Raw genomic sequence first — 20398 nt, forward strand, 5'->3', positions numbered from 1 at the left:
ACATTAATAAGATCCATCCCTATTATTTTTCTGGAAAGAACTCTTCTATATTCTGCTGTTCTATTGCTGTCTGCACATCTTTACCTTACCCACAGCGGGTAACTGGCTGAGTGATATCACCTTTCCCGTTTTTGGGTTCCGGGCGCTCCACTGCACAACTGGGATGCACTGACACATCATTCAATCATAAGGATAACAGACACCTATGTCTGACTCTTTACATAATAATGTCTTGCTGGCAGCACAGCTGGCCAGCCTTCCCCTCGACGGTAACGGCGGGCTTATTCCCACCCCGGCCGAATCTGGCATAGCGCGCATTGATTCCGCAAACGATAACCAGGGCCTGCACACCGGAGATATCGGACAGTTTGGCTACACTGATGACCTGACCCCGACCCTCGGGGGTATGCAGGAAGACTTCACCGCTGGCCTGGAAATCACCATTTTCTGTAACACACAGGCCATCGGTACCGCGATTATCGGTAATGACGGGCGCTGGTCCTTCACCCCGGACATTCCGCTTGAGTCTGACCACGAATATATCTTCAACACCGTCGTAACGGACTCCGCGACCAGCAACTTTCTGATTTCCCTGCCTTACACCCTGTACACCACAGAGCAAAACGGGGATCTGCCCCCGGATATCACACTCGACTCCGCAGTGGATAATGTCGTTGGCTATAAAGGCTTCACCGGTGCCCTGCACAGCGGTGATCTAACCAACGACAGCCGTCCGGACTTGTCCGGCCACGCCAATGCCGGCGCTCTGGTCAACATCTACGACAACGGCGAGCTGATGGGTTCGACCACGGCGAACGGTCAGGGTATCTGGACCTATAAGAGTGCCGAGCTGAGCGACGGGGTGCATTATCTGAGCGCCTCGGTGTTTACCGCAGCCGGAGAAAGCCACCGTTCCGCGTCGTTTGGTATCACAGTGGATACGCACGTTGAAAAGCCGTTTATTGTGACAGCAACGGACAACACCGGACTGCATACAGGTTTTGTGGCCAACGGGGGAGTAACGGATGACAGCCGTCCGGTCCTGAACGGCCACGCTGAGGCGGGCGCCCGCGTGGATATCCACGTCGTGGGCCCGAACGGCAAGGAGCTGTATTTCGAGACGGTGCATGCCGATGAGAATGGAGAGTGGACGTATCAGCCCCAAGCCTTCACCAGCTACGGGACGTATTCTTTCGGCATCAGTTCCGTGGATGCGGTCGGGAACGCCTGGTATGACTTCGGTGATAAATTTAGTGTGAACTATGTTGGCAGCAATGCCGACGGCGCCGTGCTTCCGGCCATCACCGGAATCACTGACGATGTGGGCGTACATACGGGCAATATCCCTGACGGCGGCAAAACGGATGACAAAGCGCCGGCTCTGCACGGTACGGGAGAGCCGGGCGATATCGTCACTCTGACGATGCACAGCGATTCCAAAGGAAGAACCTATCATATTGCCACTCTCGAAGTCGGCAAAGATGGCACCTGGAGCTACCAGTTCCATGGCACACAGGCGATGCTGAATGGCAATAACATCTTCCACATCACGACCCAGGATGTCGAAGGGAATACGGTAAGCGGCAGCACCTACACGGTGGACCTGGTGGGCTCAAACCAGGACGTTGAGCGTCCGGACGCCCCTGTTATTATCGAATACTTCGACAATGTGGGTGACGCGAGCGGTGAATTCAAAAATGGTACCACCACAGATGACACCACGCCTACGCTGAAGGGACATGCACAAGCAGGCAGCGTGGTGAATATTTACGAAGGCAGTTCACTCCTGGGCTCCGCCACTGCAGACAAAGACGGGGACTGGAACTTTACGCCGTCGGCGCGTACTGAGGGAAAACACACCTTCACGGCAACGGCGACGGATGCAGCCGGTTATGCCAGCGACACCTCAGCAGACTTCGTGATTTACATTGATGCGCCCGATTCTACGCCGCCGGATGCGCCGGCTATCGACAATTACTATGATGATGTCGGGACATCAAAAGGTTACGACAATAACGGCGGCACTACAGATGACACCACGCCACGCCTGAACGGCCATGCCGAAGCCAACAGCATTGTAAAAGTGTATGACGGCAGTTCACTGCTGGGCTCGACTACCGCCGACAGCGATGGAGACTGGAGTTACACGCCGTCTGCGCGCGGTGAAGGGGAACACACCTTCACGGCCACGGCGACGGATGCAGCCGGTAACGCCAGCGGGCATTCCGGTAACTTTGTGGTGAATGTAGAAACCTCCAGCAGCGGGAGTGAAAACTTCGACGAATTATCTATATGGTCCGCAAGGATAACCGGAGAATTCAAGCTGGAGTCAGGACTTACGATCTCAGATGTTAGCAATATAGGGAGTACCTATATAACTAACGCATGGAAATGGGTTGATTTTTTCCGGGATCCCACTAATGAGAACTCTCTTTATATTGATTATTCTGAGGTGAAAGTAAGTTTAAGCGGTGGTGGTGCTGAAACTGTAAAACTGGATGTGAGCGCTCAGGAATACTTCGATGTGAATAATAGAGTCAGCTATTATAATTCAGAAGGTGAATTACTTGGCACTCAGGTTCCTGCGGTACAACCCTGGTCTTGTCTCTTTAATCTGGATCATATGATGTTTACTGCCCCGGTTGGTGAGAAAATATCCTATTTTATTATTTCATCACCTACTGATTGCTGTGGCATTTTGGTCGATAATATCGAATGGGGTGCGAGGGATAATCTGGCTGCAAACTATATCGCAGAAAAGTCAGCTGTTGACGAAGTCAATCATCCACTAATACTTTCACAGGTCATGACAGAAAGTAATCATTCGGTAGTGCATGCAGACCTGACAAATAACCAACAGGATAAACTGCACCTGGTATTGAATGACATCCTGAGCGAAGCCCATACTAATCTGTTTATTCAGGATGGCCATAAGCAGTTAGCCATTACCGGTGACCAGGGAGATGTGGTTGAGCTCAAAGTGGACGATCTTGCCCATAACACCTGGCAGGACGCAGGTGGTGTGACATCAGGCGGGATTCAATATGAGGTCTATCAGCATACCGGCGGTGATGTAGAACTGCTGGTTCAGCACGGTCTGGAACTGCATCAGGTCGCGTAAGCTTTTGGTGTTGTAACCTAATCGGGTCCCTGGCTCTTGTCAGGGACTTTTATAAGGTGGTCATTTTTGGAAGAGGAAATTATTTTACGTTAAGAGAATTATTTGAATACTCATGTAAGAAACTGATTACTTTGATACCCTGAGCCTCTCATCTGATTAAAAGAGTAATACCCTGCTGTTATTAACTTAAACGAATTTCAGTAAAAAACGCAACGGTTTTATATTCAAAATGTATTGCCATAGGCGTCCCAGGTCCACAACGCCCGCCTGTGATAAGATAGCGAGTGTAATTATCAATATTGACAATGAAATTACTATCATCAGGCGCACAATGTTTTTTTGCATTTTAATTTGCTGAGTGTCGCGGATATCTTCTTTTTCATGAGCAACAATAGTTGAAATAGCCTTTCCCTCGATAAAGTAACGTTCATCTTTCAATGACAAATCTTCTGTGATTACAAGAGACTGCAAAATAAGCTTGATTTTGCGGCGGAATTCTTCATTGCGAATGTGCTTATACCAAAGTTTTCCGTACAATAAGTCAATTACTTCATTTTCGGAAATACCACTGATTACCTGTGAAGGAGCTTGTCTTATATATTGAGTTAACAACAAATCAAGTAACATTATCCTGTCACGACTTCGCACCTCTTTTCTGGATATAAGTGCAGATGAGAGTAGCCCTTTAGTACGGCTAATAAAGTTTTTAACGTATGCAATTCTTGTATAATAATGCAATGAAAAGAGAGTGATAGAATTAAATCGCAACGGCCCGTGGCGACGAAAATGAATAATTTCTTCCTGCATGGCCAACAGCTCTTGCGCGGGAACCGTCACGTATTCTGACCAACTATGCAGAACAGGGTCCCATTTCCCTAGTGTAACGACATTCTCATTATACCCGACCAGATTGTATCGAAAGCCATTAACATCTAAAAAATAGACATCATAATAATCGTAAGGATTTCCATTGGTTACGGAGAAACGTGTAAATAGTGGCAGTTTGTTCTTCCATAACTTTATTTTCAATCTGACGAAGTATTTTTTCAACATGACAACCCCTGTTAATAATTATAGGACTAACGTGCTGAATTAAAAATACGGATTAATTTAATCTAAATTTACCCTCATGATGAGTTTAGCTTAAGAATAGCTAAATTATCGTCAAAAAAGGGGTGTGGCCAGAGATCAGTTTTCCCGGCGGTTTCTTTACTGGACATCAATTAGCAAAAGGACGTGGGTCAGAGGGCGGCATGTATGCCACCCTCTCTGGACACAGAACATGGAAAGGTGCTGACCTCATCCTCCCGGATAATCGATATGTCTGCACCCTGTTGGCTGCTTTTAATTGTACCCTTTCATTTAGTGCCCTGCTGCCGGTGCTCCCGGTGCACCAGAACGACTAAAAGGTGGCCGCGTGAACCAGATCACCACAATCAGCGCCATAAAGCCCCAGCCTAATATCCAGAAGTAGTCGATGGTCGACATCATGTAGGCTTGCTGCTCGATGGTTTTATCGATTAACGCCATATGTTGCTGCGAGGCGCCTCCCAACTTGTCAATATAATCCACCGCTGCCGGGTTATACGTGGAGACGCTCTCCGTCAGATTGGCATGGTGAAACACTTCCCTGCGTGACCAGATCCAGGTCGTCAGCGACGAGGCGAACGACCCACCCAGTACGCGGAAGAACGTCGCCAGACCGGAACCCTCGGCGATTTCTGCACCGTTAAGATTCGACAAGACGATGGTGGTAATCGGCATAAAGAAGAACGCCACGCCAATCCCCATGAACAACTGCACTTCTGCGATGGTGCGGAAATCGACATCCGTGTTGAACTGCGCACGGATGAGACAGGATGCCCCCATGGTCAGGAATGACAGTGAAGCAAGAATGCGCAGATCCACTTTGTTGGCATAGCGGCCAATAATCGGCGTCATCATTAACGGCAGCACGCCCATCGGTGCCGCGGCGAGCCCCGCCCAAATCGCCGTGTAGCCCATCTGCGTTTGCAGCCACTGTGGCAGAATAATGTTGATGGCGAAGAACGCGGCGTAACCCAGCGTCAGCGAGAGCGTACCAATGGCAAAGTTGCGCTCTTTGAACAGGCGAAGGTTAACAATCGGATGACGTTCCCCCAGTTCCCAGATCACAAACGACACCAGTGAAATCACGGAAATTACCGTCATGACGATGATTTGCGTTGAGGCAAACCAGTCGAGGTCGTTGCCCTTATCCAGAACAACCTGTAACAACCCAACGCCCATCACCAGCATCGCGATGCCGATATAGTCAATTGGCACATGACTGGTCGTTTCTTCACGGGCACGCATCTGGGTCCAGACCACGAGAGCGGCAAAAATGCCGATGGGCACATTGATGTAGAAGATCCATGGCCATGAATAGTTATCGGTGATCCAGCCGCCGGTAATAGGCCCGACGATAGGTGCAACCACCGTCACCATCGACAGTAACGCCAGGGCCATGCTGCGCTTGAGCGGCGGGAAGATCACCAGCAACAACGTCTGACACATCGGGAACATCGGGCCTGCGAAGAAGCCTTGCAGGGCGCGGAAGATAATCAGCTCGGTCATGCTGTGGGCGAAACCGCACAGGAATGACGTCAGGGTGAACATCACTACTGAACCGATGAACAGCTTTAACTGCCCGAACCGACGGGTAAACCAGCCGGTCAGCGGCAGCGCGATGGCGTTACACACCGCAAACGAGGTGATCACCCAGGTTCCCTGATCTGCACTGACGCCGAGGTTACCGGCAATCGTCGGCAACGCCACGTTGGCGATGGTGGAATCCAGCACCTGCATAAATGTCGCCAGCGAAAGTGCGAGCACCGCCAGCCACATGCTGGGCGGCGTATACGCGGCCTTATCTTGCATAACGTCTCTCTTAGCGGCTGCCTGCGGCTACCGTTTTGCTGTTGTCATGAAGGATTTTAGCCACCAGCTTATCCGCCTCGGCCAGCGGGTTCTGATACACGTCCGTGGTGAATCTCGGGGTGCTAACGGCTTGCTGCGGCAGCAGGTGACCACCGTCGTCACGGATATCAACGCGAACGTTCATCGATAGGCCAACGCGCAGCGGGTGCTTCTGCATATTTTGTGGATCGAGCGTGATGCGTACCGGCAGGCGCTGGACAATCTTGATCCAGTTACCGCTGGCGTTCTGGGCTGGCAGCAGAGAGAACGCGCTGCCGGTGCCGATACCCAGGCTTTCGATAGTGCCGTGGTATTCCACGTTGTCACCGTAGAGATCTGCATTGAGCGTGACTTTTTGTCCCAGGCGCATGGTGCTCATCTGGCTTTCTTTGAAGTTGGCATCCACCCACACTTCGCGAAGCGGCACGATGGCCAGCAATGTGGTACCGGAATCCACACGCATACCCAGCTGCACGGCGCGTTTAGCAACATAGCCGCTAACCGGTGCGACGATGGTGGTACGGGCGTTGTCCAGAAAGCGCTGGCGCAGTGTGGCGACTGCACTTTTAATTTCCGGATGGCTGTCAATAACAGTGTCATCAACCATCGCGGTGTTGGTACGTAATGCTTCCTGCGCGGAGGCTAAATCGCTCTGCGCGCTGGTGACTGCATCACGATAGTGGGATAAGTCTTCCGCGGCGATAGCACCGGAAGCGAAAATTTTCTGACGGCGGGCATAGTCATTCTGCGCCGTTTGCAACGCAACTTTTTTGGCCGCAACCTGGGCACGATAGTTATCCGCCGTGCTGTACAGTCCGCGAACCTGACGAACGGTGTTAGCCAGGTTGGCTTCCGCCTGTTGCAGGGCGATTTCGGTATCGCTCGGATCAAGCAGGACTAAAGGCTGGCCCTTCTCGACGAAGTCGCCTTCATCTACCGTTACCTGAGTCACCGTGCCGCCAATCTGTGGCGTCAACGTTACCTGATTGCCGTTGACGTACGCATCGTCAGTAGATTCATAGAAACGGGCGTAGAGCAAATACCACGCAAGAATGCCCCCGGCGGCCAGCACCAGAATCAGAAGCAAAATAAGAAAATTACGTTTGCGCTTACTGCCGCGCTCGACGTGTTGTGCCGGTGTGGTTTCCATCTTGTGATGACCTTTATTAAAAACGTTAGCGATGAGGTGCGGTGATCTCGTCCGGGAGCATTTTTGTAATCAGCTCGACCAGTGAACGGGATTCCCCGGGAGTAAGGCGTGCGGTGAGTTTGCCGATGATTGAGTCCTGCGCATCTTTCTCAAAACGATCACATAGGGCCTGGCCTTTATCACAGAGCGTCAGAATGATCTGGCGTTTATCCTGCGGATTAGGGGTGCGTGCAATCAGTTCCCGCTTCACCATCCGGTCGACCATGCGGCTCATGGCACCCGCATCCATCACCAGGTTTTTGCTGATTTCAACGGGGCTTGTCCAGCCTTTATGGATACTAATCAACACTTTGAACTGTGGGGCTGTGATGTCCGCATCGGAAAAGTACTGGCTAATGAGCTGGTCTTTGAACTGATTCGCGAGGTGGATAAGCAAGCCAAGATGAAATTTATCGTCGGTATGAGCTGTACTATTGAGCATAATAATTGCCTGGTCATTAATTGCAAATGAAACTACTGACTGGGCATCTATTTGTCAAGATTGTGTCAGGTTTAGCGCACTTTTTGTCAGATTGGGATCCCGGCAGGTGTTCGCTTTTTTCGTCGGTCAATCAGGAATCAAAAATCTTCTGCCTCGCAGGTGGGGAATGTTGGTTAAGGGTTCTTCGGCAAGAATGGCAGACGCAAAAATTCATCCGTAGAGAGCTATGCTAAAAATAAGAGATTTGATTTTTTGATCTGAACTTGAGTAAAAACACTTATCAGTGAAAAGGTTGCAATGATTATTACCGATATCAGTGAGGCTATATTCTCTTATTGGTTTAACCGGTGCAGTTAAGGTATGAATCGATTTATTTATTTGTAAGAATATGTATATATAATTTTATCTTTGATATGTCATTAATTCCCCCTTGCGGGGGGTGGAACACCTGAAAAGGATGAGGTGATGAAATTTAGTGATAAAAACAATCACATCATTTTACGTCGAGTTATTATATTATAACCCGACATCACATTGACTCTACGTTAATGTTGCCATTTTGTTACATAGCATGCAAGTGGATCATTATATATGGACGTAACAGGTAGTTCACTAATTTCAGCATTCAGGATTCATGTCAAAGACACACCAGATAAAGCAGCCGTGAAATATAACGGCAGACAAACGACTTATAAACAACTTAATGAATTGTCTGAAAATATTGCCAGTTTCATTTCACAAAAAATACCTTTTCATGATAATCCCACATCAATATTATTTTGCCTTGAAAGAAACGATGTGACTATTGCTGTGATTCTTGCCTGCGTAAAACTTGGCATTACCTATATTCCTTTTGATCCCCTCAATCCTGATGAACGCTTGCAATATATTATTGAAGACTGTCACCCTGCTATAGTTATCACCACCAAAAAAAATGCGCAGAGGCAAAATAGTTACCCGGAGATATATATCGAGGATGTCCCGCCCGCTACAGCAGAAATACTTCCTGCTTTGCCAGAAACATCGGGGCCGGGAGCGACATATATTATGTATACCTCCGGGTCGACCGGAAAACCCAAGGGCGTTGTTATTCCGCAGGAGGGGATTCTCCGCCTGGTGCTCAATGCCAAACCCTTTCAGTTTTCATCTGACGCCATTATTGCGCAATGCGGGAATATTGCTTTTGATGCATCAACTCTGGAAGTTTGGGGGGCGTTGCTTAATGGTGCCACGCTGGTTGTTATCCCTTATGAAACGGTAATTGACAGTGAAGCGCTGGCTATTTTTCTGCGCGAAGAAAAAATCACTGACGCGTGGTTTACAGTGGCACTCTTCAACCAGCTGGTAACGGAAAACCCGGGTGTTTTTGGCACGCTTAACAATGTGTTGACCGGCGGTGATGCGCTAAATCCCAGTATGATCCATGCTGTCCTGTGCTCCGATACGCCTCCGGGTGCGCTTTGGAATGGCTACGGTCCGACAGAAAATACGGTATTTACTACACTGCATCGAATCACTCCGGAGGACGCGACACGAGGCAGTATTCCTATTGGAGTACCGATCACAGGAACTCAATGTTATGTGCTTGATTCGAAACGCGAGCCCGTCATGCCGGGAGATGAGGGGGAGCTATATACCAGTGGTGCAGGGCTGGCGACGGGGTATCTGAACCAGCCTGAAAAAACCGCCGAAGCATTTTTCCCCAATCCTTTTTATAGCCTTGAAATGCAGCAGACCCCGCAATCAGCGAGTGCACGAATGTATAAAACCGGCGACCGCGTGAAAATGCTTGCAGATGGCACCTTAGATTTTCTGGGCCGGGTGGATAATCAGGTGAAAATTCGCGGGTTTCGTCTGGAGCCTGCAGAAGTAGAACATCAGCTCTGCCAAATTGCTGGTGTGGAGTTGGCTATTGTGACGGTAACTGAACACCTCGGGCAGAAAAAACTCGCTGCGTGGTGTAAAAGCACCCGGAAAGCCAGTGAGATCCTGCAAATATTCCGCAAGCAGGTACCGGCTTATATGGTGCCTTCTTATCTTCAGGTAGTGGAAAAATTCCCACTGACGGCAAACGGTAAGATTGATAAACGTAACCTCCCTGCCCCGCAGTACATCAATGACCAGGCGACGCCGCCGCAGACAGCCACAGAGATTTGGGTGAGTAAAGTCTGGCAATTACTGCTCTCCTTGCCCCATCCCGCAGGTCGTGAGGATAACTTCTCTTCTCTTGGTGGCCATTCGCTCCTGGTCGTTAAACTTAAACAAAAAATTCAAACTGACCTGAACAAAAGCGTTTCACTAACCGATCTCTTCAACTTTTCTACGCTGGCCGAGATGGCTGCGCATATCGATGCGCTGCCAGCACAAAGTGGTGTTATCAAAATTGAGCGACAACGTTCCGGTGAAAAAATCGCGCTCTCAAACGAACAGGTTCGTTTGTGGTTGATTTGTAACCGTGAACCACAATTACCTCACTATTCTATCCCCATGGCATTTCAACTTTCAGGTGAACTTGATCCTGGCCGGCTGGCACAAGCACTGGATGCTCTATGCCAGCGGCATGAAAGCCTGCGAACGCGTATTTTCATTAGTGAAGGGATACCCTGGCAACAAGTAGCAGAAATATCTCCTGAGCTGATTCTGGACGAAGCAAAGGATGAATATACGCTGCGGGAAAAACTCAGTCAGGAGGTTCAACGGCCGTTCACTTTTGGGAATGACCCGTTGCTGCGTATGGTGCTTTACCATGTCCCTCACAGCCCCTGGTTACTCTTTATTAATATCCACCACATCATTACTGATGGCTGGTCGATGGGTATTTTTTTCCGTGAGCTTTCGGCACTCTACGCTCAGGATGAAGCGCTTCCGGCACTGGATTGCCAATTTATAGATTATTGCGCCTGGCAGCAGCAGTTGGATCATACTGCTGACCTGGCCTGGTGGCAGCAACAGCTGAACGGGGTATCGCCCCAACAACTTCCCGTCAGCGTTAAGTCAGCAGTGGGAGCCATCACCCGCACTAAAATCATCCCCGCAGCACTTCATCGCCAGCTAAACGAAGTCGCTATTCAGTGTAATACAGGACTATTCAATATCCTCTGCTCGGCTCTGGCAATTCTGCTATCACGGCTTTGCAACCAGCAGGACATCACGATATCCACCATCTGGGCAAACCGTCAGCATCCCTGGGTGGCAGAACAGATCGGTTTCTTCGTGAATACTTTAGTTCTGAGAATGCAAGTCGAGCCTGAACTCCCGCTAATCCATTGGCTTAAAAACAACCACATCCTGATTACGGAAGGTTTTCAGCATGGGGCTGCACCTTTAAGCGAAGTCCTTGCTCAGAGTGGAATTCCCTCTAACGGTAATCAGCATCCCTTGTGTTCAGTAATGTTAGTGCTGCAAAACACGGAGGGTGGCGATGGCAAGGGACTTCAGCTGGCTGGCTGTCATACGAAACCTTACCCATTGCCGGAAGAACAGGCGAAATGCGATCTTCTTTTCAATATTGTTCCTGAGCCTGATGGCGAGTTGCGCCTCGAGACCTCCTTTCGCGAGGGAGCCTGGTCCGAAGCATTGATGGAAAGTCTGCTGGATTATTATCAGCAGCTTATGGTCAATATGACGGAGCATCTCCAGCAGTCCGTGGCCCGTGTAATGGATATTGGTGACGAGATGCGCCGCCAGCAGCTACTCTCCTGGGCTCCGGAAAAAAGAAAGCGGCACACGGGATCGGTACTGACGTTTTTCAATCAACAGGTTCAAATCAGACCTGATGCACCGGCTGTAAGTGATTTTGAAAGACAATTCAGCTATCGCGAGCTGGATGCGCGAGCTGACATTTTGGCCAGGCAGCTGCAAAACCGAGAGGGAAATTTGTACGGTAAACGTGTGGTTTTTGCACTCGACCGCACCTCTGACACCGTTGCTCTGATCATCGCACTCCTGAAACTTGGCGCAATATATGTGCCTTTTGACCCTGAACATCCTGATGACCGTCTTCTCTATATCCTGAAAGATTGTGCCGCTACCTGCCTGATCACTGAGTCCAGATATCGACACCGACAAACGCTCCGTCCGGAATATGACATGGCGGATCTGCTGGTTGCGCCGGTCGTGGGGACGATGCCAGTGTGTGCGGTCTCGCAGCTAGCGGACGAAGTGGCTTATATCATGTACACCTCCGGTTCGACGGGTGAACCAAAAGGTGTCGAAGTTCTCCACCAGGGGATCTTGCGTCTGGTTATTGATGCCGCTCCGTACCAGGTAAGCCAAAATGCGGTGATGGCGCAGGCGGGAAATATTGCTTTCGATGCCTCAACCCTTGAAATCTGGGGGGCATTACTCAATGGCGCCCACCTGATAGTCATTCCCTACCACACGGTCATTGACAGCCAGGCACTACCGGCAACACTGGCTAAATACCAGATTACTGATGCCTGGTTTACCGTGGCGCTTTTCAATCAGCTTGCCAGTGAAGATCCTTCAGCCTTTGGTTGTCTTGAACATCTGTTGATCGGTGGTGATGCGCTGAACCCGGCTATTGTCGCTTCAGTGCTGGCATCTGATGCGCCCCCGGCCCATATCTGGAATGGTTATGGCCCCACGGAGAATACGACCTTTACTACCCTTCACCCGATCACGATTGAGGATTGTCAAAAAGATGCCATCCCGATCGGACGTCCCATTGCCGGCACAGTCTGTTATGTGCTTGATAAACAGCATCGCCTGCTGCCACCAGGGGTTCCCGGAGAGCTGTATGCCTCCGGGCTCGGGCTGGCGAAGGGCTATCTGAATAAACCGGAAAAAACGGACGAAACCTTTATCCCGAATCCCTTCTGGCACGAAAGTGTTAAAGGAAGCTTTGCCACTCCGGTGATGTATAAAACAGGGGATCGGGTCCGCTGGACAGAAAATGGAACGCTCGATTTTCTTGGCCGGGCGGACAATCAGGTCAAAATTCGTGGATATCGACTCGAACCGGGTGAGGTCGAACATCGCCTGTGCGAGCTGGAAACTGTGACTCAGGCTATCGTCAACGCCCGGACATTGCATGGTCAAAAGCAACTCGTTGCCTGGTGCGTAAGTGAATCACCTGCCAGCGAAATCCTGCGAACATTTCGTCGGCACGTTCCCGCTTATATGGTCCCTGCAAACCTGCAAGTCATTGACTCCATACCTCTGACACCTAATGGTAAAGTCGATAAAAAGCGTTTGCCGCCCGTCAATGACGCGGCGACGACCTCTCAAAAAACGCTCCCGCAGAATGACACCGAACGTCTCTGTGCAGAGATATGGCAGCAGTTGTTAAAGACGGATCTTCCGTGCTACCGGGAGGATAATTTCTTTAATATTGGTGGCCATTCTCTGTTGGTCGTCAAAATGACCGATTTAATCTGCCGGAAATTGGGGAAAATGCTGTCAGTTGCCGATGTGTTCAACTGCGAAAATCTTGCCGAACTGGCTGCTCATATTCAGGGTGAAAGTGTTTCTCATAATGATGAATACCAGCAGATTATGCAGGATAGCCAGCTTACCCCGGAGGGGTTTATTTCCGCCGGCGATATTCCTTTGAAATGCCTGCTGCTAACCGGTGCGACAGGTTTTCTTGGGATCTACCTGCTGGCCACGCTACAGCAGCAATTGCCCGATGCCACGGTATATTGCCTGGTTCGTGGAGAAAAAGGGGGGGCGCGTTTACGTCAGACTGCGCAAACCTACCAGCTGACGATTGACGAACGAAGAATAAATTGGGTTCACGGCGATCTTGAACAACCCAATATCGGCCTCAGCGAGCAAACATGGCAAGCACTGGCTGAGAATATCGATGCTATTTATCACTGTGGTGCATGGGTAAATCATTTGCATCGCTACAGCACTCTGCGCGCTGCGAATGTCATCAGTACGCTGGATTTAATGAAGTTGTGTACATTCGGGCGGCAAAAACAGTTCTTTTATATTTCGACACTTTCCGCTGCAGCACGGCAGGATTGCCGTCTGCTGGAAAAAACCATTGCCGATGCTCCCCCGATGAATAATGGATACGTTCAAAGTAAATGGGTGTGTGAGAAACTGCTGTCAGAGGCCTTCTCGAAAGGGCTGAACGGCGGTATTTACCGGATGGGAAATATCACCGGCTCAACCCGTAATGGGATCTCAAATGTGGAGACCAACCATACTCTGAATCTGATTAAAGGATGTTTACAGCAGGGGGTTGCACCTGAATGGCCCGGTTATCACCTTGATATCAGTCCGGTCGACGTGTTGGCGACTTTACTGGTCACCAGCAGCATTCATCATTTCTATCCGGACTGTGCACTCAACCTGGGGCATGTGAGTGGAGTTTCCTGGCGAAACCTGCTCGAGAGCATTGCTAAAAACGGGTATCCCCTGCAATTTGTCAGTGCCGATGAATGGGCTACGCAATGGGTTCCTAAAATCAGCAGCGAAAATGCGTTATATCTGTTCAAGTCGTTTTATCTGACACCTCAGCATTACTCCCGGGAGGAAATTGATCACATTCTGGTTACTGATGCGGATTACAGCATTGATTTGCCAGAACTATTGCGAGTTTATACTGACTTCTGGCTGAAGAGTGGATTCCTAGCGGCTCTGCCGGATATGCTGACGTAATGTCTGATCGTCGATATTCACCCGGAGAAAGTGAATACGCTCCGGGTGACATCGGAGTCATTCCTCCTCTTGAAGTAAACACAGCCTGTTTTTTAAATAACTGCCACCCTCTCCCGTTGCCTGGCCTCATTGGCGGTGTCACAGGGTGCCATTTTTTTACGCAGCATTATGACGACAGATTATTTGCGGAGCTGGGTGTCAGTTTCCCTCCATCGCTCAATAATGCACTTCCTGTACGGCGGGCGGAATATCTTGCCGGGCGTGCGCTGGCAAAAAGAAATCTGGCACAGCTGCACATATTCGGCCATAAGCTGCTTCCTGACATGGACGGGATCCCGCAATGGCCAGCGGGCATAAGTGGTTCGCTCAGTCATAATCGTGAAATAGCGCTATGCGTAACGCTGCCATCTCAACTGGCGAGTATGGTGGGAATCGATATTGAAACACTGATGTCCCAGGAAGATGCACAGCTTTTATGGCCACACATTATTAGTGCGCAGGAGTATGAATTTTTGCAGAGCCAGCCACTAGACTTTCATCTGATGTTAACGCTGGCCTTCTCCGCGAAAGAGAGCTTTTACAAACTTGTTTTTCCTAAAACCCGCACTGAGATGATTTTCCATAGCGTCAGGTTTGTCGATTTTGACCTGAAGTCTGGGATGTTTACGCTGACGATTCCGGAAGAGCTGATTACTCTCTTTCCATCCCAACTATATGCCAGAGGGACTTTTTTGCTAATGAACGACATTGTAGTGACAATTATGCGGGCGTAAAATCGAGGAATTAACCTTTGGGAGAGTAAATACAAAAGCTAATTCCTCCACCTGCGAACGATGTAGAATTTGTTTGCCCTCTTTTTCATGTGGAGCCAGGAAAACTAAACATGGAAAATTAGTGGGCATCTGCCGAATAATTTCCCTTCAAGTTCATGATATTCAAAGCTAATAGGGTTTTTCTCATCAACACGTAAAAGTCTTTTAAATACCGACAATTAAACTCGTATTCCTTGGAGATGACATTCATAAAAGAACCTTAATTTCTTTCATATTTAATCTTCCCGAAAATATATTTTTTCTAAGGTTGGCTATGTGGAGCGTGGTCGTTTTTTCGTTTGCAATTAGTCGTATATCTGAAAATATCGACATATGGCAAGAGTATTACGACATCACGAATTCAAACTGAAAATGGGAAATTATAAGAGCTGATTGGGTTTTATATAATATAATGGCGTTGTTGTTTTTATTTATTTTAAAACGTGATTCTAATATAGGCTGGTAGTTTTGAGAGAGTGATCGCAAACGAATAATAAAAAGTGAGTGACAGTAACCATGATTGTTGCTTTATTTCCACATGGATATTTTGCAATGACGTTTCTTAACAATGTTCAGTTTGGGAGAAATAATGTATACATATATTGATCCATCCAAAAATAACTACCCAGGCCTCGACAGAGGGTTTAATCAGCGCTACAAACTTGATGGTGATTTAACTGAGGCTGACAAAGAAGGTGTGTACCTTGTTTATAATGCATCTGATATTCTTTCTGCATTAAATGAGATAGTTACACCACAAACGTTTGATTCACTTTCAGGCAAAATTCGAATGATTTCGGGGGGGCACTGTTACGAAGATTTTACGTTTCAGGGGCAAGCAGGTAATCCCAATGGAACACGATATGTGATCGATGTCAGCAATATGCGCGGGATATATGAAGAAACTATAGACACAACGACTTATGTGGTTGTCGAACCCGGCGCATCTAATTGGCTTATACAACAAACTCTTCACTCAACCTATGGTGCTGCACTTCCGGGAGGCTCCTGTTACTCCGTTTGCGCCGGTGGTCACATTGCCGGTGGCGGCTATGGACTCCTGTCCCGCTTGCACGGTTTGACTGTCGATTATCTGGCCGGTGTGGAAATGGTCATCCCTGATGGGGCTGGCGGCTTTACTCTCAGAACGTTTGATCCGGCTGACAATGATCTGCTGAATTGGGCCAGTCGCGGAGGGGGAGCAGGTCATTTTGGTATCATCACCAAATACTATTTTGAGAAGACAAAGCTACCACTGGCCCCCGAGAATGCCCTCTTTATTACACTGCCCGTCCCCTGGAGCCAGTTCATCAATGTTGACGATGGATCGGTGGATAATGATAATTTCAACAATTTCATGCAGGCTTATTTTGTGGCCTGTGAAGGAATGGAACCTCAGGGCTTTACACTCGGTAAATTCACGTATATGGCTTCTGCGGATGACGTTATGTCCATTGCAATGCAGGTAGTCTATGGTCCCAGCTCAGGTCATGATGCTTCGCTGGGTGGGAATACCATTGCATCAATAACAAAAGCAGAAGCTTTAGATATTATCAATACATTTACCGATGCATTATCTTCATGGGTAAGTGCCCCGGGAACATCGGGCTACCATAAACAGCCATTCCAGTTACTTGGTCATCCTGTTTCAGGCAGTGTTTCACTGGATATGATTTACGATCTGCCCTGGATTGAAATGACTCAATTTCTTAATGGTTCTGGTGAAAATCAGAATGGAAAGTATAAAAGCAGTTATATTTCTGGCAATTTCACTTCCGCAGAGTCATCAGCAATAGCTGCGTTTCTGACAGATACGCAGAGTGATAATCCGTCCCCCGTTGATGCAGATAAATCACAAACATTAATTCAGATAGACAGCTATGGTTCTCAAATCAATGCAATGGATACGAATGAGACACCTCAAAATACTGCAATCGCGGCCAGGAATTCAAATCTTAAAACACAATACCAGACTTACTGGAAGAATTTCGATAACACAACAGATCCTGATACCCGAGAAGCGAATATCGTGACCTGGTTTAATGCGGGTTATAACGCAATCCATAATGCTGCGCAAGGAGACGTAGAAAACAGCGGATATCCATTATGGAGTTCGAAGTATCAAGGATGTTATTTTAACTACCCGGACCGCCAAATTGGCGTTAATAGTGGCTATAAGCAAGATCCCGGCGGTAACACATTTAGTGGTGATTTTTCTGAGCTGTATTTTGGAGTGGATGTCGCCGCAAGACTGAAATGGGTTAAGGAGAACATAGATCCTAATAATTTCTTTGCCTTCGCTCAGTCAATTCCTCTGTCGGTGAATTAGTATGGCATATTAGCCGACTCTGAAGTTAATACCGTACCCGGATAACTATGCGCCGGGTACATTTTGAACCTTAAAGCAATATCAGGAAGGCAACCTCACCGCTGTTGCGGCTGTAGAAGAAGTTGTTCTGTAGTGCCATATTGGTTGCCACGGGAGTAGAAAACTGTACCCGACGGAAATTGCCTTTCTATCAACGAGGCAAAAATGCATGGGTCCTGCATCTTTCTCTATTCGCGCTAACGTTGCATTACTGCCAACTGACGTGTGAAAAACTGGTCGAGGTGTTCCACTGCCTGAACGACGTACTCCAAGACGTCGTACATCTGATAATGGTGCGAGCCTGCGATTTCAATGAGCGGTTGCGCAGCTCGATCCAACTCAGAGAGCCGGTAACCGTCTTCAAAAGAGCCGGTTGTCCCCGCCGAGTTTCCTGCAAGGATAACGTGCACGGGCTGTGTGAGCAGGATTTCCGCCAGATGGATAGCATCGAAGCCAAGAATTAACGCATCACTCAAGTAATGGCTTCGATTAGTGGAGTTTGCGTGTTGTCCGCGCTCGGTTCGGCAGTAAGTGATAGCCTGCAGCATATCGATGTCCGTTATACCCGCTGCCTTGGCCTCGGCCAGCGTATCAGGGATCCATTGATGCAGTACCGGCGCAGCGCCGTGGGCTTCGTCTATCGCTTGCGCGGCTATGGTTTCCAGGAGACGGCTGAGGCCGTCATCTGCTGCAACCATTTTTCGAAAAGCATTGCCGATATCGCTAGGTACCACGACCCCCAAGGCCTTTATCCGATGGTCTGTCATCGTTCCGGCCGCCGCCGCAAACATCGAGCATGCCGGTACGCCAGGCGTCAACCTGGTTCTGCCTGATCAGGAAATCGACAGCAGCGCGCAGATCGGCGATTCGGTCCGCCGGACTTTCCAGAACCCGTGGCTGACCGGAACTCGCACCTTGATAGGCAGGGCCGAACGTCAGGACGATGTACCCCCGCGCTGCCAGCGCGCGCGTATTTGGGGTTGAGATGGAATCGACCTCATCCTCGTAATACACAGGGTCTTCGACGCTACACTCACTTAGTGCTCCAGCGAGAACTCTGATAACCAAAATCACCTGGTGAATGCTTAAGTAGCTGACTCAATAGCGTACAAATATGCTCAGACAGCCATTATCGCCCACGGCCTGAAAGAAATGATTTCAGGTCTTTGAAAAAATAAAGAGTGAACCAGATAATCCAGCGCCCAGTACCCTCCCCGAAAATTCACCAGCAATTATTTAGAAAATTGATTTTTAATAATTGAAATAATCACACCGCACTGAAATAAAGTTATATTTTACAGCGTGATCGATATAAAAAATCAACGAAATATCAATTGACAGAATTAATTTAAAATGTTGTTCTGTGGCCAGAACTTAACAAGTTATTAATTAGGCGATTATTAACACCCTATGTGTCTCATTATAAATAACGGTGCCAATTATGGATGATAGCGAGCAAAACAGACCAAGGGTTCATAGCATATGGCTAATAACATCTCATTGGGTCAATGCACTGGCAATGTTAATTATGGTGACCAGCGGTTGGCGGATTTATAATGCCTCCCCCTTATTTGACTTCAGGTTTCCTAATGAAATCATATTAGGTGGGTGGCTAGGCGGCGCTATCCAGTGGCATTTCGCAGGCATGTGGTTATTTGGTATTAATGGCATTATTTATTTACTGATTAACATCGCCAGTGGACGACTGAAACGAAAATTTTTTCCGCTGAGTATTTCCGGTATTTTTAATGATTTAGCGGATGCGCTGTGTGGAAAATTAAGTCATGGCGATTTAAAAAAATACAACATGGTGCAAAAGCTGGCTTATTTGTTCGTCATGATTGACGGGATTATTGTAGTCGTTTCGGGACTGGTCGTGTGGAAGTCAGTGCAATTTCCTCTGTTGCGTATTCTCCTGGGAGGCTTTGATACCGCGCGTTATATCCATTTTTATGCTATGGCAACACTGGTGGCTTTTGTAATTGTGCATTTGATTATGGTGGCGTTAGTACCTAAAACGCTGATAGCAATGATTCGAGGGCGCTGAGGCCAAAATGAATAAGAAAAATAGCCACATTAATCCCTCATTGGACACAGAATACGTACTAAAAGAAGCTGAGAAATTGGTTTCACGCCAGCTTGATCATTCGCACCGTCGGCGATTTTTAAAGCAAGGGTTGACGCTGGGCGGGTTGGCAATGCTCACTGGATGCGATATCAGTGATAACAGCAGCGTTGAATCAGCATTAACCCGTATTTCCGGGATGAATGACCGCGTTCAGGCATGGTTATTTAGCGGGCAACTGCTGGCACCAGTCTATACAGAATCACAGATCACCCGACCGTTTCCCTTCAACGCTTTTTATAGCGAAGATGAAGCACCGGTCATTGAAGCAGCAGATTATAAATTAGCCGTATCAGGACTAGTTGCTGATAAACGTGAGTGGACATTGCCAATGCTCTACCAGATGACGCAAGTCAGCCAGGTCACCCGTCATATTTGTGTTGAGGGATGGAGCGCCATTGGCAAATGGGGAGGTGTGCCTTTTGCTGATTTCTTAAAACTGATTGGCACAGACCTGAATGCACAGTATGTCAGTTTTAAATGTGCAGACGATTACTACACCAGCATTGATATGGCAACAGCATTGCATCCGCAAACTCTGCTTGCACTTACTTATGACGGAGAACCGTTGCCACGAAAATATGGTTTTCCGATGAAATTACGCATGCCGACTAAATTAGGTTACAAAAACCCTAAGCATATTCAAGTCATTGAAGTGACCAACAAGTTCACCGGCGGCTACTGGGAAGATCAGGGCTACAACTGGTTCGGCGGAATTTAAATTTTGTAGATTTAGTAATTCAATAGTTCCGCACATTATGTGCATTATTA

General features: G+C 48.3%; 11 protein-coding genes and 1 pseudogene. 6 read left to right on the forward strand and 6 right to left on the reverse strand.

Annotation, left to right across the window (positions count from 1 at the left end):
* Positions 1-205 precede the first annotated feature (205 nt).
* Positions 206-3121: an Ig-like domain-containing protein gene (locus D5398_RS23610; RefSeq protein WP_120509797.1), complete on the forward strand. Its 2916-nt coding sequence runs from the start codon at positions 206-208 to the stop codon at positions 3119-3121.
* A 186-nt stretch (positions 3122-3307) separates the two neighbouring features.
* Here the strand turns inward: D5398_RS23610 and D5398_RS23615 are convergent, their stop codons facing one another.
* From D5398_RS23615 to D5398_RS23630, 4 genes are all read right to left on the reverse strand, one after another.
* Entirely contained in the window at positions 3308-4174 is an 867-nt protein-coding gene (locus D5398_RS23615; protein WP_120509798.1) for a hypothetical protein, read from the reverse strand.
* A 309-nt stretch (positions 4175-4483) separates the two neighbouring features.
* Positions 4484-6019 (reverse strand): DHA2 family efflux MFS transporter permease subunit, encoded by a 1536-nt coding sequence (locus D5398_RS23620; RefSeq protein ID WP_120509799.1) that lies wholly within the window; start codon positions 6017-6019, stop codon positions 4484-4486.
* 10 nt (positions 6020-6029) lie between these two features.
* Entirely contained in the window at positions 6030-7208 is a 1179-nt protein-coding gene (locus D5398_RS23625; RefSeq protein ID WP_120509800.1) for an HlyD/EmrA/EmrK family protein, read from the reverse strand.
* A 25-nt stretch (positions 7209-7233) separates the two neighbouring features.
* Positions 7234-7689: a MarR family transcriptional regulator gene (locus D5398_RS23630; RefSeq protein WP_120509801.1), complete on the reverse strand. Its 456-nt coding sequence runs from the start codon at positions 7687-7689 to the stop codon at positions 7234-7236.
* Between the two features lie 591 nt (positions 7690-8280).
* On the opposite strand from D5398_RS23630, the gene D5398_RS23635 reads away from it, so the two are divergent.
* The 3 genes from D5398_RS23635 (at position 8281) to D5398_RS23645 (ending at position 17463) form a co-directional block, all read left to right on the forward strand.
* A complete protein-coding gene (locus tag D5398_RS23635; RefSeq protein ID WP_120509802.1) occupies positions 8281-14322 on the forward strand; it encodes a non-ribosomal peptide synthetase in 6042 nt (2013 codons plus the stop codon).
* Complete coding sequence (locus D5398_RS23640) at positions 14322-15095, forward strand: 4'-phosphopantetheinyl transferase family protein (protein ID WP_120509803.1); 774 nt, start codon at positions 14322-14324, stop codon at positions 15093-15095. Before D5398_RS23635 ends, D5398_RS23640 begins: the two co-directional genes overlap by 1 nt.
* A gap of 628 nt (positions 15096-15723) precedes the next feature.
* On the forward strand, positions 15724-17463 hold the full coding sequence (locus tag D5398_RS23645) for an FAD-binding protein (protein WP_162940833.1): 1740 nt from the start codon (positions 15724-15726) through the stop codon (positions 17461-17463).
* A gap of 236 nt (positions 17464-17699) precedes the next feature.
* On the opposite strand, the gene D5398_RS23650 is transcribed toward D5398_RS23645, so the two are convergent.
* Positions 17700-18293, reverse strand: a complete 594-nt coding sequence (locus tag D5398_RS23650) for an alpha/beta hydrolase family protein (protein WP_162940834.1) — start codon at positions 18291-18293, stop codon at positions 17700-17702.
* 245 nt (positions 18294-18538) lie between these two features.
* Positions 18539-18706: pseudogene (locus D5398_RS25730) on the reverse strand (IS630 family transposase); the annotation flags it as partial.
* Between the two features lie 237 nt (positions 18707-18943).
* Here D5398_RS25730 and D5398_RS23665 point away from each other — a divergent pair.
* Complete coding sequence (locus tag D5398_RS23665; protein WP_120509807.1) at positions 18944-19549, forward strand: cytochrome b/b6 domain-containing protein; 606 nt, start codon at positions 18944-18946, stop codon at positions 19547-19549.
* A 7-nt stretch (positions 19550-19556) separates the two neighbouring features.
* Positions 19557-20348 (forward strand): molybdopterin-dependent oxidoreductase, encoded by a 792-nt coding sequence (locus D5398_RS23670; RefSeq protein ID WP_120509808.1) that lies wholly within the window; start codon positions 19557-19559, stop codon positions 20346-20348.
* Positions 20349-20398 lie beyond the last annotated feature (50 nt).

This window comes from Rahnella bruchi (assembly GCF_003614975.1).
GTDB lineage: Bacteria > Pseudomonadota > Gammaproteobacteria > Enterobacterales > Enterobacteriaceae > Rahnella > Rahnella bruchi.

What these genes read in the sequence shown, in the direction of transcription:
- D5398_RS23615 (WP_120509798.1), bottom strand. Translation starts at nt 4,174, where the DNA reads ATGTTGAAAAAATACTTCGTCAGATTGAAAATAAAGTTATGGAAGAAC.
- D5398_RS23625 (WP_120509800.1), bottom strand. Translation starts at nt 7,208, where the DNA reads ATGGAAACCACACCGGCACAACACGTCGAGCGCGGCAGTAAGCGCAAA.
- D5398_RS23645 (WP_162940833.1), top strand. Translation starts at nt 15,724, where the DNA reads ATGTATACATATATTGATCCATCCAAAAATAACTACCCAGGCCTCGAC.
- D5398_RS23640 (WP_120509803.1), top strand. Translation starts at nt 14,322, where the DNA reads ATGTCTGATCGTCGATATTCACCCGGAGAAAGTGAATACGCTCCGGGT.
- D5398_RS23650 (WP_162940834.1), bottom strand. Translation starts at nt 18,293, where the DNA reads ATGTTTGCGGCGGCGGCCGGAACGATGACAGACCATCGGATAAAGGCC.
- D5398_RS23630 (WP_120509801.1), bottom strand. Translation starts at nt 7,689, where the DNA reads ATGCTCAATAGTACAGCTCATACCGACGATAAATTTCATCTTGGCTTG.
- D5398_RS23620 (WP_120509799.1), bottom strand. Translation starts at nt 6,019, where the DNA reads ATGCAAGATAAGGCCGCGTATACGCCGCCCAGCATGTGGCTGGCGGTG.
- D5398_RS23670 (WP_120509808.1), top strand. Translation starts at nt 19,557, where the DNA reads ATGAATAAGAAAAATAGCCACATTAATCCCTCATTGGACACAGAATAC.
- D5398_RS23610 (WP_120509797.1), top strand. Translation starts at nt 206, where the DNA reads ATGTCTGACTCTTTACATAATAATGTCTTGCTGGCAGCACAGCTGGCC.
- D5398_RS23635 (WP_120509802.1), top strand. Translation starts at nt 8,281, where the DNA reads ATGGACGTAACAGGTAGTTCACTAATTTCAGCATTCAGGATTCATGTC.
- D5398_RS23665 (WP_120509807.1), top strand. Translation starts at nt 18,944, where the DNA reads ATGGATGATAGCGAGCAAAACAGACCAAGGGTTCATAGCATATGGCTA.